Source organism: Oscillospiraceae bacterium (assembly GCA_035380125.1).
GTDB lineage: Bacteria > Bacillota > Clostridia > Oscillospirales > JAKOTC01 > DAOPZJ01.
The window spans coordinates 41,746-60,563 of record DAOSWV010000005.1 but is presented as its reverse complement, the minus strand read 5'-3'; the positions used below and the strand labels follow the sequence as shown (position 1 = coordinate 60,563).

General features: G+C 47.2%; 18 protein-coding genes. 9 read left to right on the top strand and 9 right to left on the bottom strand.

Annotated elements, in window-relative coordinates:
* Positions 1 to 50 precede the first annotated feature (50 nt).
* Together PK629_02760 and PK629_02755 are read right to left on the bottom strand one after the other, a co-directional pair.
* Positions 51 to 2,228, bottom strand: coding sequence for a hypothetical protein (locus PK629_02760; protein HOP10390.1), 2,178 nt, complete (start codon positions 2,226 to 2,228; stop codon positions 51 to 53).
* A 54-nt stretch (positions 2,229 to 2,282) separates the two neighbouring features.
* A complete protein-coding gene (locus PK629_02755; protein ID HOP10389.1) occupies positions 2,283 to 3,053 on the bottom strand; it encodes an HAD family hydrolase in 771 nt (256 codons plus the stop codon).
* A gap of 323 nt (positions 3,054 to 3,376) precedes the next feature.
* Between PK629_02755 and pyrR the strand changes: the two genes are divergently transcribed.
* From pyrR to PK629_02715, 8 genes are all read left to right on the top strand, one after another.
* Positions 3,377 to 3,913 (top strand): bifunctional pyr operon transcriptional regulator/uracil phosphoribosyltransferase PyrR, encoded by a 537-nt coding sequence (gene pyrR, locus PK629_02750; protein ID HOP10388.1) that lies wholly within the window; start codon positions 3,377 to 3,379, stop codon positions 3,911 to 3,913.
* A 76-nt stretch (positions 3,914 to 3,989) separates the two neighbouring features.
* Positions 3,990 to 5,339 (top strand): solute carrier family 23 protein, encoded by a 1,350-nt coding sequence (locus PK629_02745; GenBank protein ID HOP10387.1) that lies wholly within the window; start codon positions 3,990 to 3,992, stop codon positions 5,337 to 5,339.
* Between the two features lie 249 nt (positions 5,340 to 5,588).
* Complete coding sequence (locus PK629_02740) at positions 5,589 to 6,854, top strand: tetratricopeptide repeat protein (GenBank protein HOP10386.1); 1,266 nt, start codon at positions 5,589 to 5,591, stop codon at positions 6,852 to 6,854.
* A 39-nt stretch (positions 6,855 to 6,893) separates the two neighbouring features.
* The gene (locus PK629_02735) at positions 6,894 to 8,162 is read left to right on the top strand and encodes a DegT/DnrJ/EryC1/StrS family aminotransferase (GenBank protein HOP10385.1); all 1,269 of its coding nucleotides are present in this window, start codon (positions 6,894 to 6,896) and stop codon (positions 8,160 to 8,162) included.
* Between the two features lie 12 nt (positions 8,163 to 8,174).
* On the top strand, positions 8,175 to 9,035 hold the full coding sequence (locus PK629_02730; GenBank protein HOP10384.1) for an amidohydrolase family protein: 861 nt from the start codon (positions 8,175 to 8,177) through the stop codon (positions 9,033 to 9,035).
* A gap of 7 nt (positions 9,036 to 9,042) precedes the next feature.
* Positions 9,043 to 9,837, top strand: coding sequence for an HAD hydrolase-like protein (locus PK629_02725; GenBank protein ID HOP10383.1), 795 nt, complete (start codon positions 9,043 to 9,045; stop codon positions 9,835 to 9,837).
* Positions 9,834 to 10,808 carry a hypothetical protein gene (locus PK629_02720; protein HOP10382.1) on the top strand — a complete coding sequence of 325 codons (975 nt, stop codon included), beginning with the start codon at positions 9,834 to 9,836 and terminating at the stop codon, positions 10,806 to 10,808. The genes PK629_02725 and PK629_02720 overlap by 4 nt, the downstream gene beginning before the upstream one ends.
* Positions 10,801 to 11,790 (top strand): PfkB family carbohydrate kinase, encoded by a 990-nt coding sequence (locus PK629_02715; GenBank protein ID HOP10381.1) that lies wholly within the window; start codon positions 10,801 to 10,803, stop codon positions 11,788 to 11,790. The genes PK629_02720 and PK629_02715 overlap by 8 nt, the downstream gene beginning before the upstream one ends.
* Positions 11,791 to 11,817: 27 nt before the next feature.
* On the opposite strand, the gene sigG is transcribed toward PK629_02715, so the two are convergent.
* From sigG to PK629_02700, 3 genes are read right to left on the bottom strand one after another with little or no spacing between them, the layout of a single operon-like run.
* Positions 11,818 to 12,603 carry an RNA polymerase sporulation sigma factor SigG gene (sigG, locus tag PK629_02710; protein ID HOP10380.1) on the bottom strand — a complete coding sequence of 262 codons (786 nt, stop codon included), beginning with the start codon at positions 12,601 to 12,603 and terminating at the stop codon, positions 11,818 to 11,820.
* Positions 12,604 to 12,654: 51 nt separating this feature from the next.
* Positions 12,655 to 13,182 (bottom strand): site-2 protease family protein, encoded by a 528-nt coding sequence (locus PK629_02705; GenBank protein ID HOP10379.1) that lies wholly within the window; start codon positions 13,180 to 13,182, stop codon positions 12,655 to 12,657.
* A gap of 47 nt (positions 13,183 to 13,229) precedes the next feature.
* Positions 13,230 to 14,207, bottom strand: coding sequence for a M23 family metallopeptidase (locus tag PK629_02700; GenBank protein HOP10378.1), 978 nt, complete (start codon positions 14,205 to 14,207; stop codon positions 13,230 to 13,232).
* Between the two features lie 130 nt (positions 14,208 to 14,337).
* Here PK629_02700 and PK629_02695 point away from each other — a divergent pair, with 130 nt between their 5' ends.
* On the top strand, positions 14,338 to 15,828 hold the full coding sequence (locus PK629_02695; protein HOP10377.1) for a fucose isomerase: 1,491 nt from the start codon (positions 14,338 to 14,340) through the stop codon (positions 15,826 to 15,828).
* Between the two features lie 76 nt (positions 15,829 to 15,904).
* Here the strand turns inward: PK629_02695 and PK629_02690 are convergent, their stop codons facing one another.
* The 4 genes from PK629_02690 to PK629_02675 form a co-directional block, all read right to left on the bottom strand.
* Positions 15,905 to 16,669 carry a YwaF family protein gene (locus PK629_02690; GenBank protein HOP10376.1) on the bottom strand — a complete coding sequence of 255 codons (765 nt, stop codon included), beginning with the start codon at positions 16,667 to 16,669 and terminating at the stop codon, positions 15,905 to 15,907.
* Positions 16,670 to 16,764: 95 nt separating this feature from the next.
* Complete coding sequence (locus tag PK629_02685) at positions 16,765 to 17,493, bottom strand: hypothetical protein (GenBank protein ID HOP10375.1); 729 nt, start codon at positions 17,491 to 17,493, stop codon at positions 16,765 to 16,767.
* Positions 17,490 to 18,038, bottom strand: a complete 549-nt coding sequence (locus PK629_02680; protein ID HOP10374.1) for a nitroreductase family protein — start codon at positions 18,036 to 18,038, stop codon at positions 17,490 to 17,492. Before PK629_02680 ends, PK629_02685 begins: the two co-directional genes overlap by 4 nt.
* A 1-nt stretch (position 18,039) precedes the next feature.
* Positions 18,040 to 18,732 carry a uracil-DNA glycosylase gene (locus PK629_02675; GenBank protein HOP10373.1) on the bottom strand — a complete coding sequence of 231 codons (693 nt, stop codon included), beginning with the start codon at positions 18,730 to 18,732 and terminating at the stop codon, positions 18,040 to 18,042.
* Positions 18,733 to 18,818: the final 86 nt, after the last annotated feature.

Here is an 18,818-nt window from a genome sequence, read left to right as displayed (position 1 = left end):
TATTTTTTCGATCTCGGTGTTAAAATTTCATATCTCGTATGAAAACGGTATTATGCCGGTCCGAGCGTTATTTTTACCTTCATCTTCGGCTTATCCGGGAACAACTTTATGGCATAATCCGAAAATTCAATTTTTCCACCGACCGCTTTCGCCTCTTTTATTTTTAACGCTTTTTCCGGTATACGGATGTCCGCCGTTATAGCGCCGATCCGGTCGAATTCTTTGCTTTCAAAATCAAGCTTGAGCAAATCGGAAGCAGCGCGGCTGATTTTATAAGTCACTGTGCCGCCAGGAACACGTAATTTCTTGATTCCGACGGTATTCCCTGCGGAAAGCCAATCCCTCGGTATGCCGGAAACCAGTTTTATTCCGCTTTCCGTTGTCAGGCACAGCGCATCGAGCAGATACCGGCAAACGGCCACGGGCGTCCAAAGATGCTGGCTGTCGCCTGTTCTTTTATCGCTGCCTTTTTCGCTCCCGCGCTCTTCGCACCAGGTGACAAAAGGCGACGCGTGATTGGCGGTCGGATAAAGATACTTGACCGCCTCGTCGCCCATCCCGGCGGACAAGTACGCCGAGGAGATATTATCAAGCGCAATCGCCACCCAAAGGCCGTCTTTGAGCCAGCCGAGATTCTTGGGCAGTCCGCCTTCGCTGATGTCGTTCTCCAACCATTTGAGCGTACCCTGAATCAACGGGTCTTTGAAATCGAGCATGTCGACAGCATACGCATATAAAGCGCCGTAGCGCGAGGTATTTTCTTTTGCCTCCGGGCCGGACGGAATATGAAAACCGCCGTTCTCATCTGCGACCGCTTCTTTTCGCAATGAAAAAATCGCATCGTCCTTGGCCTTTTGAATCCTTTTTGAGAGCAGCTTTGCGTCCTCTGAATATCCGAGAATCTCGGCGGCTTTTTTCGTTTCTCTGTCGGCAACGATCGAAAATAGCGAATGCGGATAAAACACCCCATAAAAGTCGCCGTTGTTCATCAGTCCGCAGTCGCCCATCCCGCGCGGCATGAGTCCGCGGCATGAGGGATTTTGATCATTCTCCGTCGAAAGCCGCATGCGGTTCTGAAAATCCGAATTTGCCTTCATCATCGGATAGATTTTTTTGAGAAAGTCCTTATCTCCTGTAAGACGGAAATGTTCAAAAGCAAAATAAGATTTGATACCTGCTGTCATCCACATTTTTGCATTCCAGCCGGTCGGCGTATTCCAATCCCCGTCGTTCCCGCAGCCGCCCATATGAACCGGCATATCCTCCCGAACCTCTTTTGAAAAGCCCATACGATCGAATATTTCATCCGCTATCACCGGTTCGGTATCGTTTGGAGATCGATAAACTTCCGTTCCGCATGTAACGCTGTATTCATTTTTTCTTATTTTTTCGCGCATGACAAAGAGGTCGGCCAGGCAGGCGTCAAATACGCTTTTCATCCCCTCATCCGGAATTATCGGTATGCAGTGCGAAATGAGATATTTTTTCCAATCTTCTTCGGCCTTTTTTATCTCAGAGGCGAAATCGATCTGCTCGATTTTATCGATATCGGAATAGACGTATTTTTGATACGGGATAAAGATATAACCGGCACACTCTTTTCCCACTTTCAGATCAAATTCCGCATAAGAAGAATTCCACGGTTTGGGATGCTTGTCACTGTCAAACAGCACTCCGGCTTCTTTGCTGATTCGAACGGGATCGGAGTATCTGTCCGCACCGCGAAACATGGAGATGATCCTGTCAGAGCGATCCCATTGAAGGCAGATCAGTATATTTGCATTTTTCCCGTCAACCCACGCCGGATTATGAATAAAACCGCTTCCCTTGATCGCTTCACCGATCACGGTGAGTGCGTGAGCTTTCCCATCCGCAGAATCGGCTCTTATGCGGATAACAGCGCCTTCGCCTGCGGCGATCCCATAAAATTCAACCAAAACGCCCTCTGCGTCAATGGCAGCGTGAAAAGCCGGAGTTCCGTCCTTCGCCCTTCGCCAACTGTTGAATTCAACCTTTTTTCCGTCGATTAAAACGGTGTATTCGACCGCTCTTTCAATTGCAGGCGTCTGATAAGCATTATAGACCGAGTTGAGCAGCGAATGATAGCTGAACGAGAATTTGATGCTGTTTTTTGATATATCAGTGAGGATTTTATCGCTTCCCGACGGAAGCGATAGGGTGATCCGGTGGGGCGGGGCAAACGCATACGAAAAATCGACTTTTTCCATAATCAAATCTCCTACAATTTTCACGAATTTGGTCCTTAAAATTCATTGGGCGTACTAAAACAACAGGTTCTTCTCAATCCAGTCGGCTACGCCATTCTCATCGTTGCTGCCGGTGATTTCATCGGCGGCTTCTTTGATTTCGGGAATGGCGTTTTCTACCGCGACGCCGACACCACAGCGTTTGATCAGTTCCAAATCGACCATGTCATCACCGAAAGCCGCGACCTGCGCCGCTATGATTCCGAGCCGCGGGAGAACGGCCTCAAGTGCAGTCATTTTTTCGGCCTCGAAGTGCGCGAATTTTCCCCACAGTTCACCGATATAACTGACATAGCTGCAGTTTGGATACTTTGCTGCGATTTCATGACCGAGTTTGCTGCCGAAAACTTCCGCTGTAATTTTATATGTCGGAACACTAAGTGGTTTTCTGAAATTATATATGATACCGTTGGCGTAATCCGGGTGATCGGGCGGGGAAGTGTAGCTGACCAGATAACGGTCTTGTGTGGCGACAGCGATATCACCGACGACGGGATTGTTTACCAATTCCGTAATAATGCCGTCCGTTGTGTCTGCCGAAAGCATTCGTTTGTAAAGTTCCGTGCCCTGATACATTACCAGACCGCCGCTGTTTAAAATACAGACATCCGGTTTTAAGATATCACAGATCCGTTTTGAAGCCCATTCCGAACGAGCCGTGGCGATTGCAGTCATTATTCCATTGGGTTTGCATTTTTCAAAAGCCGCGACAGAGCGTTCGGATATTGATTTATCGGTTTTCAGCAATGTACGGTCCAAATCACAAACGATCAATTTTATCTTCATTATAGCTCCTTTAAAAGCCAACGGGCCAAACAAAGTTCTTTCAATAGATTATATCATTCAATCAAATATTCGCCAATAAAAAAGTTTAAAATTTCTGTCGAATTTTCTTGACAAGTTCATTTAAACTATGTTATCATAGCCGCAAAGGAGAGGTTACTCCGAATGCGTTGATCCGTACACGGTACGTTCATCACGCATGCCCAAGTTGATCTTTAAACGCGCACTGTGAGGCCGGCAAGATTGAGGGTATAACTGTATCGTTATAACTATGATCTTGCCAGAGAATCGGCAGGATCATTATTTATATACGGAGGTGGCGGACAATGAAGCTTAAATTCAAAGTAATGGACGCAGACGCGATGAATCGCGCTCTTATCCGCATCGCCCATGAAATCGTAGAAAAAAACAAGGGCACCGATGATTTGTGTTTTATCGGGATACGGCGCAGAGGCGTCCCGCTTGCAAAAGCGCTTTCAAAAATCATCAAGCAGTTTGAAAACACCGAAATCCCCGTGGGAATACTTGACATCACATTATACCGCGACGACCTGACGCTTACTGCACAGGATCCGGTGGTAAACAGCACAGACATTCCGTTCGACATGAACGGCAAGAAAGTCATTTTAGTGGATGATGTGCTTTTTACCGGACGGACTGCAAGAGCGGCGATCGATGCGGTATTTTCTTTCGGAAGACCGGCGAACATTCAACTGATTGCATTGATAGACCGCGGACATCGAGAACTGCCGATCCGTGCAGATTATGTGGGCAAGAACATTCCGACAGCGTTAACGGAATTGGTCGCAGTAAAATTACCGGAATTCGACGAAGAAGAGGGGGTTTATCTCTACGAAATTTGATCGCGGTTATTTTGTGGGCTTCCACTTAATAATATATAATTTCTCTCCCGAAAAACAGAAAGGACGGTCATAACCAATGAAACTCATCTACGACGTCAAAGACAAGCCAAAGTTCGGACAACTGCTGCTATTCGCACTTCAGCAGTTACTGGCAATCATGGCCGCGACCCTGGTCGTTCCGATCATCGTGAACAACTCGGGTGCAACAAACCTCGAAATGGATCCCGCGGCGGCACTTCTCGGTGCAGGCGTAGGCACTTTGATTTACCTCCTGTTTACAAAAGGCAGAAGCCCGGTTTTCTTGGGAAGCTCGTTTGCCTTTATGACCGCAATGTTCTCGGCGACAGCCTTCGGCTATTTCGGAATTATCGCAGGTGCTATTTTGGCCGGTCTCGTCTATGTCATCATCGCAGCTATCATCAAAATTGTCGGCACCAAATGGGTTTCCAAACTCATGCCTCCAGTCGTTATCGGTCCGACGGTTGCTCTGATCGGACTTTCTCTGGCGGGCAGTGCGGTCGGTAACCTCACAAAAGCTTCCGCAACCGGTCAGACATATAATCTGATTGCAATTCTCTGCGGTCTGATCACACTGGCGGTAACCGTTGTCTGCGCCACTTATGGCAAAAAACTTTCCAAGCTGATTCCGTTCATCATCGGTATTCTGGCCGGATATGCAGCTGCTTCCGTCTTTACAGTCATCGGAAATGCAACCGGCGTCGAATATCTGAAAATCATCAATTTCTCCGCACTTCAGACGAACTTTGCCCCGGTGACATTTGAAAGCTTTATCCATGTTCCGAAGTTTGCATTTGTTCAGGCGATCACCGAAGCGCCGAATTTCGACTGGGCCAATATGGGCACGATCGCATTGCTTTATATGCCGGTTGCCTTCGTTGTCTTTGCCGAACATATCGCTGACCATAAAAATCTTTCTTCCATCATCGAAAGAGACCTGCTTGAAGATCCGGGCCTTTCGCGCACCCTTATGGGCGACGGTGTCGGTTCCATGGTCGGCGCATTCTTCGGCAGCTGCCCGAACACGACTTATGGCGAATCCATCGGCTGCGTAGCCATTACGAGAAATGCTTCGGTTTACAGCATTCTTTATGCTGCGGCCGGTGCGATTATCCTTTCGTTCCTAAGCCCGTTTGTGGCCTTCATCAACACGATTCCGGATTGCGTAATGGGTGGTGTCTGTATCGCACTCTACGGCTTCATCGCTGTCAGCGGCTTAAGGATGTTTAAAGAAGTTGACCTCAACAAGAACCGCAACCTGTTCGTCGTCAGCGTTATCTTAATCACAGGCGTCGGCGGTCTTGCACTGAACTTCGGAAAAATCACGATCACCGAAATCGCCGCAGCGTTGATTCTCGGCATTCTGACCAACGTCCTCCTTTCCGGTAAATCCGCACAGGAAGAATAATTCCTGTTCTCATAAAGACATACAAAAAGAGCGTTCGCAAAGCGAGCGCTCTTTTTGTATGCGCTTTTCCGTTCGCGTAAAATAAAAGACCGTTGGCGCAGAATTTCAATTTATATTTCTGTTTTATGATAATATAAGACGAATGCATGAGAATATGCCTTGATTTTATCAATATTAATCCATGTTTTTAATTACATTTCAGATTGACTGAATCCATATAAAATGATATTATATGCACGGGAGGATTTTATGAGTTTGCATTCAATCACGCATGAAGACGTTGCAGAATTATTAAAGAAGATTATCATCGCTCGCACACAAGCAACGGAAGAGAAAAATGACGAAACTTTGACTCAGTTGGCGAAAAAACAAGCCGAAACTGCAGAAGCTTATTTGCTGACAGACGACATCGAACAGTCCAGACACTATTTTACATATTCATCAGAGACGCTGGAACAGATCTCAGATCTTTGCGTCAAAGTGGATTTTTACGAACGCATCGGAAAGGCTTTTACCCGTGCGGGAAAGTTTTCTGACGCTTCGGGTTATTTTTTAAAAGCTGTAACGGCTTATGAAACTGTTCCGCAGGATACACCTGAGAGAAGAAACGAACTCGCACTGCTTTACAAATTCTGTGCATCGGCCATGTTAAAAACCCGCCATATCGACGATGCCGTTGCGCTGTTGACAAAAAGACGGGACATGTTAAAAAACGCTTATAAAGAAGCCGTTATTTTGTCCGATTTGTTGGGGTGGGCTGACGCTCTTTACGATCTCGGCAGCGCATACAGCCATTACGAAGCTTTTGATGCGGCTTTGAAATTATACGATGAAGCCATTTCGCTTTATAATACCGCGGAGAGAGATTTTAAGGCCGATTCACGCAGAGAGATTGCAAATTGCCTGATCAGTATCGGCGGAATTTATGAGTTGAATAAAGACTATCAATCGGCTCTTGAACAATTTGAAAAAGCACTGGAGATCAACCGGCGGCTTGCCATCAGAGACGGAGACGAATCCTCACTGAAACACTTATCCGCAAGCTGTACACATACGGCGGAGCTCTATGAAATGATGGAGCGCTTAGTTGACGCGCTGGCACTTTTTCGTGAAAAAGCCGATGTCAATCTTCGCCTTTCAAAACTCAAACCCGTGATTGAAGCACCCGAAATTCTTTTTCTCGTACCATCCGAAAATTTTGCTCAACGGCTCGAACGGCTTGAATCAAAACTACCTTGGTATTCGTTGCTCTTTGAAATGGACAATCCGGGCCACGACAAATTATATATCACCTATTATACAATGGGACGTTTTACCGAAGAACTTGCAAGAAAGAATAATCGTCCGGAGCTATATGACGAATCATTAAAACTGTTTGAAGCATCTGAATCCATTTTAAACACACTTACCGAAGAATTTTCAGATTTAAAACTGGATGCCCAACTGCGTGAAATTAAATCTGCAGTCAAAAGAATTCATTCATATATTAATCAAAAAGGGGAATTTGAAGAATAAATCTTTCAAACCCGATCAGCGAAAGGATGGTTTATCATTATGATGAATGAGCGTTTGATCAATGAATTGGCTATCAACGGAGGTCCCAAAGCCGTACCGAATCCATTGCCGCCGAGAGGGCATTTCGGTGCCGAGGAAAAGGCCGCTGCAAACCGTATCATCGACGAGGCCATTTCAAAAGGCGTCGCACCGGGATACGGCGGTCCCGAAGAGGAAATTTTCTGTAAAGAATTCTCCGAGATGATGGGCGGCGGGTATGCCGACGCGGTCAACGGCGGAACTACGGCGGTATTCGTCGCACTCCGCGCTCTGGAACCCGAGCCGTTTTCCGAAGTCGTCGTCGGCCCGATCACCGATCCGGGCGGAATCATGCCGATTGTGATGGCCAACTGCATCCCAGTGGTGGCGGACGCCTATCCGGGCTCTTTCAATACCAATCTCGAAGCTGTTAAAAAAGCCGTCACCAACCGCACGTCTGTGATTATCATCCCGCATATCGCCGGCGAACCTGCTGAAATTGATAAAATTTGTGAATTCGCAAAATCCAAAGGGATAAAAATCGTCGAGGACTGTGCGCAAGCACACGGCGCAAAACTAAACGGTAAATTGGTCGGCACCTTCGGCGATATCGCTGCCTATTCAATGATGTTCGGCAAGCATACCTGCATGGGCGGACAAGGCGGCGTGGTTTTCACGAAAGACGAGGATTTATATTGGAAAGTCCGTCGGTATTCCGACCGTGGTAAACCGTTCGGCCTGCCCACCGGAAGCACCAACTGTGTCGCTTCGTTAAACTTCAACGGAGACGAACTGGGCTGCGCCATCGGACGCGAACAGATTAAAAAGACTGCTGCAATCGCCGAGGGCAGACGCAGAGTTATCAATAAGATCCTCTCCGAAATAGCCGAGGTCAAAGCGCTCCGTCAGCCCGAATTCATCCCCGGATCGGAACCGTCGTTTTGGTTTTGGAGACTGTTGTTCGACGACAGCACCGTTAACTGTACCAAACAGGAATTCGGCAAAGCGGTTGCCGCTGAGTGCAATATGAACGTGCTGCCCGATTATCCCGGACTGCCGTTTACCTTTGATTGGTTTCAAAATCAACGCGCATTCGGCACAGGGCATTTCCCATGGTCCGCACCGCAAAATATCAGCGGAAACAAGATCACAAATCTTGACGATATGCCCGTCGCCAAAAAATCAATCGAAGATACGATTTTGTTCTATATTTTCGAAAGCTGGAGCGATGAGGACTGTGTAAACGTCGCAAAGGCCATTAAAAAAGTATATAACGCCTACAAAAAATAAGAGGTTTTTATCATGAGAATTGACGATCACAATCATGCCGACTGGTATGGATATAACTTTGACAGATTTATTGAAAACATGGATGAACGGGGAATTGATATCACATGGCTTCTTTCATGGGAGTGTCCGGACGATGAATTTGATCCCAACACGCTGCATGTGTTTGCACATAAACCGGGCGTTGGACCCGTCCCGTTTGAAAATTGTCTGGCTTATAAGTTGAAGGCTCCCGACCGCTTTGTACTCGGTTATGCGCCCGATCCGAGAAAACCCGGCGCAATCGATCGGTTAAAATCGATGAAATCCCTGTATGATGTTCGGGTTTACGGAGAAATCAAACTTCGTATGATGTACGATAATTATGACGCAATCCGTATGTTCCGATATTGCGGAGAGCAGGGCATGCCGGTTCTGGTTCATCTGGATTATGAGTTTGACAAAGGCGGGCATCCGTTTCCCAACTGGTGGTACGGCGGCGGCATCGATGCGTTTGAACGTGCCATTGCCAAATGCCCCGAGACCAATTTTCTGGGACATGCTCCCGGTTTCTGGGCGCATATCTCAGGCGATGACCAATTTGATAAAGATCCGTATCCTACCGGGAAAGTGCAGCCGGGCGGTAAAATTATCGAGATGCTCGAGAAATACCCGAACTTCTATTGTGATATGTCGGCGGGTTCGGGCGCAAACGCACTCGACCGCGATCATGAATTTTCACGAAAATTTTTAATTGATTATCAAGACCGTGTTCTTTACGGGCGTGACTGGTTCGATAACCGCCATCAGGAAGTTTTGGCCACGCTCAATCTGCCTCAAGAGGTTTTAGACAAAATCTATTACAAGAACGCGTTAAAGCTCGTTCCGCTGGATTGAGGTATTTATGATCATCTTACAGCCCCATGAAAAAAGATCAATCAAATGCGCCATCTTTGATTTCGACGGAACACTTTCGACGCTGCGCTGCGGCTGGGAAGAGGTCATGCGCCCGTTGATGTACGAATGCATCACAGGCGATAAACAACTTTCCGAATCAGAAAGAGAACGAATTAAAGCAGATATTTATGCTTATGTCGACGAATCGACCGGCATCCAGACTATCGGACAGATGAAATGGCTCACTAATGCTGTAAAGGAATACGGCTTTAATCCGGGCGCATCGGATGATCCGTGGTTTTATAAGGCCGAATATAATCATCGGCTGATGGAACATGTCGCCGTAGAACGTGACAAGCTGATCAATGGCGAAATTAAACCCGAGACCTATCTGATCCGCGGCTCGGAAGCGTTTTTGAAAACGCTGAAAAGTCATGGGATCAAACTTTTCGCCGCCAGCGGAACCGATGAAGAAGACGTGATTAAAGAGGCGACCGCACTCGGCCTTGCAAAATATTTCGACGAAATCGCCGGTTCGAAACCGCATTCGGAACAGTGTTCTAAAGATGAGGTCATCAAAAAGCTGTTAAAAGAGAATAGTGAGATGATCGTAATCGGCGACGGTAAAGTTGAAATCCGCTTGGGCCGTGAAAATGGTGCGCTGACACTCGGTGTTGCCTCGGATGAACAGGCGAGGCAGGGAATAAACCCCGTAAAGGGAAAGCGCCTTACAGTATCCGGTGCACATGCGATTGTCGGCGACTTCGGAGATCTTGATGAAATCATGGAGTGGATGTTATGAGCAACAGAGACAAACAGTTGGATACCTCGGGGCTGAAGATGTTTTCTTCAAAAGATCGAATCAATTTGGTTACAATAAAGGGTCTGATGACCCCGGGTGTCACGCCGCATCCGGAGTTTTCCGCAGACGGTTTTGACGAGCTGGTGGAGCGCATTCTAACCGCACGAAAAAACGGGCGTCCGGTGATCTGGAGTATGGGTGCGCATGTGATCAAAAACAATTTATCTCGATACATCATCGAGTTGATCAAAATGGGTATCATCACACACGTGGCTTCAAACGGCGCAGGCAGCATTCACGATTTTGAGTTGTGTTATCTGGGCGGCACCAGCGAAGACGTTCCCACGGCCATCGAGGACGGTTCTTTTGGCATGTGGGAAGAGACCGGTGCCTGGATGAACGAAGCGATCTCGGCGGGTGCAAAAGATGGTATCGGCTATGGTGAATCGCTGGGCAGATACATTGACCGAAACCCGCAGAAGTTTCCGTTTCGAAACGACTGCGTGATTTATCAGTGCTACACCCACGACATTCCCGCAACTTATCATATCGCTTTGGGCACCGACATCATTCACCAACATCCGACCTGCCGCATGGAAGACATCGGTAAGTGCAGCGGAATCGATTTTAAAAAAATGTGCAACAGTGTCTCACAACTTGACGGCGGCGTCTATTTGAACTTCGGCTCATCTGTGATCGGACCCGAGGTGTTTTTAAAAGCGCTTTCCATCGCACGCAACCTCGGTTATCCGACTTTCCATATCACAACCGCGAATTTTGACCTGACCGACCTCGGCGATTTCCGCAAAAAGATCGGTTATAATGACCCGAATTATTACTACAGGCCGCGGAAGAATATCGTCAACCGTCCGACCAGCATGGGCGGCAAGGGCTGGCATTTTGTCGGAAACCATCTGGCAACCATTCCGACGCTGTATGATAAAATTGCGGAGGGACTGCGCTGTGACTGATATCAGAGAATTACTGAGCCGGATCGACCGCGTAAAAATCGGCGTGATCGGCGATTTCTGCGTCGATATCTATTGGCACGCGGACATGACGAGAAGCGAACTCTCCCGCGAGACGCCGCATTTCCCGCTGCCCGTTTATAAAGAACAGGTCTATCTCGGGTCCGCCGGCAATGCAGCCGCCAATATTGCGGCGCTGAAACCGGAAAAACTCTTTGTCTGCGGCATTTACGGCGACGACTGGCGAGGCGCTCTGATGAATCAGAAATTTCAAGAGATCGGGGCCGACACTGCCGGCATGATCTGCGAAAACGGACGTCTGACCAACGCCTACTGCAAGCCGATCCGGCACGGGATGTCCGATACGGTCTATGAGGACCCGCGCCTCGATTTTTATTCGAATACGCCGATATCGGCTGACAGCGAAAACCGCATCATTGAAGAATTAAAGAAAATGGCGAAAAAAGTCGACATCATCTGCGTCAACGATCAATTTGAAAACGGCGTAATCACGGAAATGGTCCGTGCCGCCGTCATTGAAATCGCGAGGGCAGGGAAAGCGGTTATCGTTGACAGCCGCAACAACATCAACAAATTCTCTTATGTTACCGTCAAACCCAATGAGACCGAATTTTGCCGTGCATTCGGCGTAAATTCGCTGGAACCGAGCCAATACGGAACTTATGCGCTCAATTTTGCCAATGCAAAACACTGCAATGTGCTGCTCACGTTGGGGCCGAACGGATCGATGTACTGCGACGGGAAAAGCGTCACCTCTATACCCGCGAAAGACAGGGATGCAAAAGGCCCGTTTGATATCTGCGGTGCGGGGGATACTTTCATCTCCGCGTTTTCCTGTATATCCGCAACCGGCTGCGATCCGATCATCAGCGCGGAAGTCGCATCAGCCGCATCGGCGGTGACAATCAAAAAAATTGGCGTCACGGGAACCGCAACGCGCGAAGAAATCGCTTCTGTATTTTAGATTTATCTGATATTTTATACTTGCTTATTACATTTGCTTTTTGATTTTTTTAAGCGCACCTTTTTCGAGGCGGGAAATCTGGGCTTGGGAGATTCCGATCTCCGAGGCCACTTCCATTTGCGTTTTTCCTTCGAAAAAGCGCAAAGATAAAATTTGCTTTTCCCGATCCCCAAGTGCATTGATTGCCTCACGCAGCGAAATCTCATTGAGCCAGGCGTTGTCGTCGTTTTTATCGCTGATTTGGTCCATGATATAAAGCGTATCACCCGAATCGGAAAAAACGGGGTCATATAAGGATACCGGATTGACTAAGGATTCGAGTGCAATCACAACTTCCTCTTTCGGGATATTCAGCTCTTTTGCAATCTCCTCAATATTGGGTTCACGGGAGAGTTTGTTCGTCAGTTTTTCTTTGGCTTGCATAGCTTTATAAGCCAGATCTTTGGTTGAACGGCTGACTCGGATCGGATTATTGTCACGCAAAAACCGCCTGATTTCACCAATAATCATCGGGACTGCATAGGTGGACAGCATCACGCCATGCCCTTCGTCAAAATTGTCGATGGCTTTGATTAATCCGACACAACCGACCTGAAATAAATCATCGGGGTTCTCTCCGCGGTTTGTAAAGCGTTGAATCACGCTTAAAACCAACTTCAGATTTCCGTTAATCAATTCTTCTCTGGCGGCTTTATCGCCCTTTTTGGAACGCTGCATGAGATTGGTTTTTTCGCTCTGGGTAAGGGTTTTCAGCTTAGAAGTGTTGATTCCGCTGATCTCTACCTTGCTGTTTTGCAAGAGAATCCCTCCCATCTCGGCGGTTGTTTCAACACATAAAGTATTTGCCGAAACGGGTATGAAAATTCAAAAATTCGGGGGAAAATCGCGGAACATTTTGGTAGAAATACCTTGTTTATATTTCCCGAAAAAACAGCATAGCATCAACAGTGAAAACAACAGCACTGTAAAGTTAATATACTTTATAGCCAAATATATACCAGATACGAAAAGAGAAGCAAGTGCAAAAACATTAATTGTAAGAATAAAAACGGGTGAAAGTATTTCCCGTAAAATTCGATCTCCGTCCAACGGCGGAACAGGGATCAGATTGATCGCGGAAAGGAATAAGGAGATAACGCCTATTTGATTATATCCCAATAAGAAGGCTGCTGCCGAAAGTGTCAGCCCGGCAAACGGACCTGCGACGGTAATAAGAATTTCACGAAGAGATGTAACCGGACTCTTCACGATCCCGAATCCGATAACGGTCAAATTGAACTCCTTTATTTCTGCATTGAAAATCAAACATGCGAAAAGATGGCCGAATTCATGAACCAAAGCACATAACAAAATAATAACGGCCGTTTGATCGATGCAGATAACCGCACCCAAAACCGCGACCGCCCAAAAGCTGATGGTAATTTTTATTTGACTGCCGCTTACAGAATCCATTCTGGATCTACATAGACGCCGTTGATTCGAACTTCAAAATGCAGATGCGGTCCCGTTGACCAGCCCGTGCTGCCGACAGTGGCGATCTTTTCTCCGCTTTTTACGCTTGCACCTTTGCTCTTCAACAATTTCTTGCAGTGTGCATAAAAGGTTTGAGTGCTGTCACTGTGCTGGATGAGCATGTAATATCCCCAAACGTCGCTGTAACCGCGCTCAATGACTTTACCTGCGGCAGCTGCATAAATGGCAGTACCTGAATTTGCGGCAATATCGGTACCGGTATGAAAACCGAATAAACCTGTGATCGGATGATAACGGTATCCGAATTTGCAAGTGATCTTTCCCGTGATCGGCGCATTTAGTTTTACGTCGCTGAAATACGGTTCAAAACTGCAGCCGTCCGGCGCTTTTAACAGACCGCCTTCGGCTTTCTGCGCAAAACTATCGGTTTTTGCGGTATCGGTCTCGGTCAGCAACGATACCGGTACGAGATCGCCGCAATAGGTGACGGTCTCCTCATTATCAATTTTATAATTGCTGATGCTAATCGTCTGAACAGCCAATATATCCTCTCCGGAAACGGAGAGACCTGAAAGTATATCCTGAAGCTCGGAGGTCTCGGTCTCTTCGGGCACTTCACTTTCTTCCGGCTGCGTTGAGGTCGCAGGCTCGGAGATCTCTGATTCCCCAAGCTGTCCGGCGATATATTCGGCGAGTTTCTCCGCAGCCGTCTGCTGTGAAGATGTCTCGGAAGACGATGTTTCCCCGATTGCGCCGCCGATGAAACCATTGATCTTTTCAAATGTATCAGCAGCAAAGGCCTTGATTAATAACAATGAAGCAATTAATAGAAAAACGACGATACACTGCAGCTCAAACACTGATAATGGCGATTTTTTGGGCTGAGAATCGGGTTGTTTCTCCCGGTCGTTTTGCGGCTTGTTGTAACGCCTGTATGTGGTCATATCAATCATCCATCCTTTTCGCGGCGTTTGTATCTGTGCAAAATATATGAGCGCATCAACGAAAAAATGAACTTGACAGCCGGAGTGGGGAATGTTAAACTTGGTACAGCAATTCTAGGAGGTTTTATATATGCAAAATGCACCGACCGTAAAACTCGGAATCGTCGCAGTCAGCCGCGATTGTTTCCCAAAAGATCTCTCTCGGGAAAGACGTTCCGCCGTGGTTGCCGAATGCAAGAAACTCGGTTTTTCTGTTTTTGAATGTCCGCAGATCGTCGAGGACGAACCGGATGTACCCAAAGCGCTCTCCCAGTTGAAAGATGCCGGTGTGAACGCAATGGTCGTCTTTTTGGGGAATTTCGGCCCTGAAGGGCCCGAGACCATGCTTGCCCAACGCTTTGAGGGACCGGTTATGGTGGTTGGCGCCGGCGAGGAAAACAGCGGGGACGCGTTGATGGGGAATCGCGGAGACGCCTACTGCGGAATGCTGAATGCCTCGTTTAATCTCGGTTTGCGCAAAGTCAAAGCCTATATCCCGGAATATCCGGTCGGCACGCCCGATGCAGTGGCGGCAATGATTGAGGAATTTATTCCGATTGCCCGAGTTTACGTCGGAGTGAAAAAGCTGAAGATTTTTTCGTTCGGCCCCAGACCGTTTAATTTTATCGCTTGCAACGCGCCGATCAAGCAACTTTTCGATCTCGGCGTTGAAATCCAGGAGAATTCGGAACTTGACCTGTATGACGCCTATTTGAAACACGCAGATGATCCGCGCATTGCACAGGTCAAATGCGAGATGGAAAACGAGCTTGAGGGACACAATAACTTCCCGGCAGTCATGGATAAACTTGCCCAATACGAGATTACGCTCATCGATTGGCTCGAAAATAATCTGGGTATCTGTGAATACGGCGTTTTTGCCAACAAGTGCTGGCCGGCGTTCCAGACCATGTTCGGCTTTGTCCCGTGCTATGTCAATTCCCGTCTGGCGGCAAAAGGCTATCCGGTCGCCTGCGAAACCGACTCCTATGGCGCGCTGTCCGAATACATACTCTATCTTGCGACCGGAATGACGCCGACGCTGCTCGATGTCAACAACACGGTCCCGGCCGATATGTATAAAAAGAACCACCGCACCATCGGAAGCCTCACCAATGAAGAATTGTTCATGGGGTTTCATTGCGGAAACACTTCCATGTGCAATCTGAAACCTAAGACCGGCGCATTGAAATATCAGTTGATTATGAAACGTCTGATCGAACCCAACAGCGAACCCAATGTCAGCCGCGGAACGCTAGAAGGTCAGCTGAAACCCGGTGATGTCACGATGTTCCGCATTCAAGGCGCCGCAGAAGGTCATATTTCGAGTTATGTTGCACAGGGGCAGATTCTCGATATCGATCCCTGTTCATTCGGCGGTATCGGTGTTATGGCAATCCCGGAAATGGGCCGGTTTTACCGCCACGTCCTGATTGAAAAACACTTTCCGCACCACGCCGGAATCGGATTTGCACACGTCGGAAAAACCTTATTCGAGGTGTTGAAACTGCTCAGCGTCGAAGACATCAACTACAATCAACCGGCGTCACTACCTTATAAAACGGAGAATCCGTTTAAATAAACATCATAAAAGAGCAGGGGCCGCAGCAATTGCTGCGGCCCCTGCGTTTTATGACGTTTTTAGTGTGTCATCAAGTCTATGTAACCGGGTGGGGTTTTCTGCGAATCGGAAATTTTTTTCTGAACAGGCAGAACGGCGCATAGAAGAGAAATGCGCCAAGGCACATCAATGGAATATAGATTAAGTCATTGATAAACCAGCCGTATCTTTGACAAATTGCTTTGAATACGATCAGTGGTGAATTTGCCGGGCCGATATAAAAATTATTCATCGAGCCGCCGGAGACTTTCCAAAAAGCACAGTTGATACCGAAGGCAATTCCGCATAAAACTAAATAGAGCAGCACCGCCCGTTTATAATTTTCAAGTTTTAGACCCGCACGGCCCGAAAAACCCAGATAAAGTCCGACAAATACCAGTGTCATATGCCAGACGAACGCATGGATTGTAAGCGTCCAATAGTTATGTACAAGCCCCGATGGTTCGGTGAATGCGATAAATCCGCCGAATAGATTGAATGCAAGCATGAAATCGTACATCGCGCCTGAAACGGTTTTATTTTTCAATAACGGTGCAATCACGCACAAAAACATTGGGATGGAACAAAGCTGAAAAGGAAACAACCACCAAATTTTGCTTATGTCTCGGTTATAAACAACAAAATAACGGAAGGAAATTTTATAAACTTCGAAAAGAATTAGTAACAAACCAATTCCAATGAGCAAGAAACGATTTTGTTTATCGTTCAATTTACGCAGCCGCCATGCTAAAAAAATGCTGAGTGCAAGACCGACGAAAAAGAACGTCAGATGAAAACTCCCGTATGCAGGAGGAGGCGTCATTTCCCACGCGGTCCAATTTAAAAACCTGATAAACATTACTTTAAAACTGTGCCGGCTTCAGTATTGTTTTTACGGCACAGCACCATGATTTTTATTTACTCTCGCTCACTGCGCAATACAAAAATCGAACCGACCGCAGCAGCAAGTCCGACGGCAAGTCCCAACCAGATGGATACATACCGGAACAACGCCCAATATGCAGCGCTGTAGACGAGATACACACCCGCTCCGATGGGAATATAGATCATTGAATCCTCCTCACGGGCCAATGCACTGGAGGCGAGATAAGCCGCCAGAATAATGATAAAAGAGGTCAGCAGAACTTCGAAAAGAGCAATCCCGAAATCCACGACGGGGATTTGTAAGAGCGCATCGGCGTTTTGCTGATATTGTTCCGCTGTCATGCCGCCCTCTGTGACAGTATAATTGCCGAGAAGCAGTTGCAGATAACTGAAATGCTCCTTCGCCCCATCCAATAATTTGAACGCAGCAGCACCGGCGCCAATGGTGAAAAAATCTTTGTATCTGTAAGAAAAATTGACAAAAACTTTGACACTGAAATAGGCGCAGAAAGCCAAAATAATGGCTTGAATCGCAAAAACGATCATCTGAACGCCGAATGCGTTTGAATCAAACGCCCCGGTCGATAAAGAAATTTGTTTTGCAATGTAATCGACCGCATCCACAAGCAGGAAAACAAACAGGCCGATGATGAACACACGGAATTTACCGTGCAGCTTCAAACAGGAAAACAGCGCAAGAAAGAGCACCCCCAGCAATTCAAGGACTATGCTCACATACAACAAAAGAATATGCGTGTTCATTTTTTATCCTCCGTAAAATGAAATTCCGCAATCGTTTCAAGCGATTTGCGTTGTTTCGTCCGAAGTGTATCATTTGCCGCATAACCGATTGCAATCACCAGACGAACGCGTTCCTGTTTTGATATGCCAAGCAAATCTTTCAGTTTGGTTTCGTTAAGCCATCCGAGAATACAAGTGGACAGACCCAGATCCGTGGCTTCCAAACAGAAATGTGCCACCGAAAGCCCGATATCAATCGGTGCAAACTGCTGATCCTTTACTTTGCCGCCAAGTCGGGACATTAAATTTGCTTCACTCTCCAGCACAACCGCAAAAGCCGGACTGTTGCTTGCGAACTTGTTCATGCCCATGTCCTGAACGCATTTTGCAACCTTTGGGCTGAGTTCCGGTTCGTTAACGACAATATAGCGCCAAGGCTGTGAATTGCACGCCGACGGTGCAAGACGTGCCGATTCGACACATCTTAGCAGTTTATTGTTTTCAACCGGAGCATCCTTGAAATTGCGGCAGCTCTCACGCTTTTGAATGAGTTCAAAAAACTCCATATTAATTTGACACCTCGCATAATATATTTTCGATCTGCCAGTTGACCGGTTCAATACCGTTATTAACAAGAAATTGATTGGCCTTGGAGAAATGCTTACATCCGAAAAAGCCGTTATAAGCCGAGAGCGGACTCGGATGGACAGTGGTCAGCACCAAATGGTTGGGATGGGTCAGGATGGGCACTTTGGCTCTGGCGTTTGCGCCCCATAATAAAAATACAATCGGATTGGGGTTTTCATTGAGCAATTCTACGATTTTAGTGGTCAGCAGTTCCCATCCGGCACCCTTGTGGCTGTTCGGTTGGCCTTCACGGACTGTGAGCACCGTATTGAGCAGCAACACGCCCTGTCTTGCCCAAGTGGTCAGCTCTCCGTGATTCGGGGGATTGATTCCGAGATCTGATTTGATTTCGGTAAAAATATTTTTGAGGGAAGGGGGTGGTTCGATGCCTTTTTTCACCGAAAAGCACAACCCGTGCGCCTGTCCGGGACCGTGATAGGGATCCTGTCCTAAAATGACAACTTTAACTTTGGAATAAGGCGTATATTTCAAAGCGTTGAAAATATCATACATACTCGGATAGACCCGGTAATGTGAATATTCGGATTTTAAAAATTCTCTGAGTTTCTGATAATAAGGCGCTTCGAATTCTCCGGCGAGTAATTCGTCCCATTCGTTACCGATGCAAACCATCCGCGCACCTCCCGTTTAATACCAATTATAGCCGTTGAAGGGGCTGTGGTCAAGACCGAGACCATAACACGAAAAAAATCCTCACA

What these genes read in the sequence shown, in the direction of transcription:
- PK629_02745 (HOP10387.1), top strand. Translation starts at nt 3,990, where the DNA reads ATGAAACTCATCTACGACGTCAAAGACAAGCCAAAGTTCGGACAACTG.
- PK629_02680 (HOP10374.1), bottom strand. Translation starts at nt 18,038, where the DNA reads ATGGAGTTTTTTGAACTCATTCAAAAGCGTGAGAGCTGCCGCAATTTC.
- PK629_02725 (HOP10383.1), top strand. Translation starts at nt 9,043, where the DNA reads ATGATCATCTTACAGCCCCATGAAAAAAGATCAATCAAATGCGCCATC.
- PK629_02730 (HOP10384.1), top strand. Translation starts at nt 8,175, where the DNA reads ATGAGAATTGACGATCACAATCATGCCGACTGGTATGGATATAACTTT.
- PK629_02760 (HOP10390.1), bottom strand. Translation starts at nt 2,228, where the DNA reads ATGGAAAAAGTCGATTTTTCGTATGCGTTTGCCCCGCCCCACCGGATC.
- PK629_02755 (HOP10389.1), bottom strand. Translation starts at nt 3,053, where the DNA reads ATGAAGATAAAATTGATCGTTTGTGATTTGGACCGTACATTGCTGAAA.
- pyrR (HOP10388.1), top strand. Translation starts at nt 3,377, where the DNA reads ATGAAGCTTAAATTCAAAGTAATGGACGCAGACGCGATGAATCGCGCT.
- PK629_02695 (HOP10377.1), top strand. Translation starts at nt 14,338, where the DNA reads ATGCAAAATGCACCGACCGTAAAACTCGGAATCGTCGCAGTCAGCCGC.
- PK629_02700 (HOP10378.1), bottom strand. Translation starts at nt 14,207, where the DNA reads ATGACCACATACAGGCGTTACAACAAGCCGCAAAACGACCGGGAGAAA.
- PK629_02720 (HOP10382.1), top strand. Translation starts at nt 9,834, where the DNA reads ATGAGCAACAGAGACAAACAGTTGGATACCTCGGGGCTGAAGATGTTT.
- PK629_02740 (HOP10386.1), top strand. Translation starts at nt 5,589, where the DNA reads ATGAGTTTGCATTCAATCACGCATGAAGACGTTGCAGAATTATTAAAG.
- sigG (HOP10380.1), bottom strand. Translation starts at nt 12,603, where the DNA reads ATGGGAGGGATTCTCTTGCAAAACAGCAAGGTAGAGATCAGCGGAATC.
- PK629_02685 (HOP10375.1), bottom strand. Translation starts at nt 17,493, where the DNA reads ATGAACACGCATATTCTTTTGTTGTATGTGAGCATAGTCCTTGAATTG.
- PK629_02675 (HOP10373.1), bottom strand. Translation starts at nt 18,732, where the DNA reads ATGGTTTGCATCGGTAACGAATGGGACGAATTACTCGCCGGAGAATTC.
- PK629_02690 (HOP10376.1), bottom strand. Translation starts at nt 16,669, where the DNA reads ATGACGCCTCCTCCTGCATACGGGAGTTTTCATCTGACGTTCTTTTTC.
- PK629_02735 (HOP10385.1), top strand. Translation starts at nt 6,894, where the DNA reads ATGATGAATGAGCGTTTGATCAATGAATTGGCTATCAACGGAGGTCCC.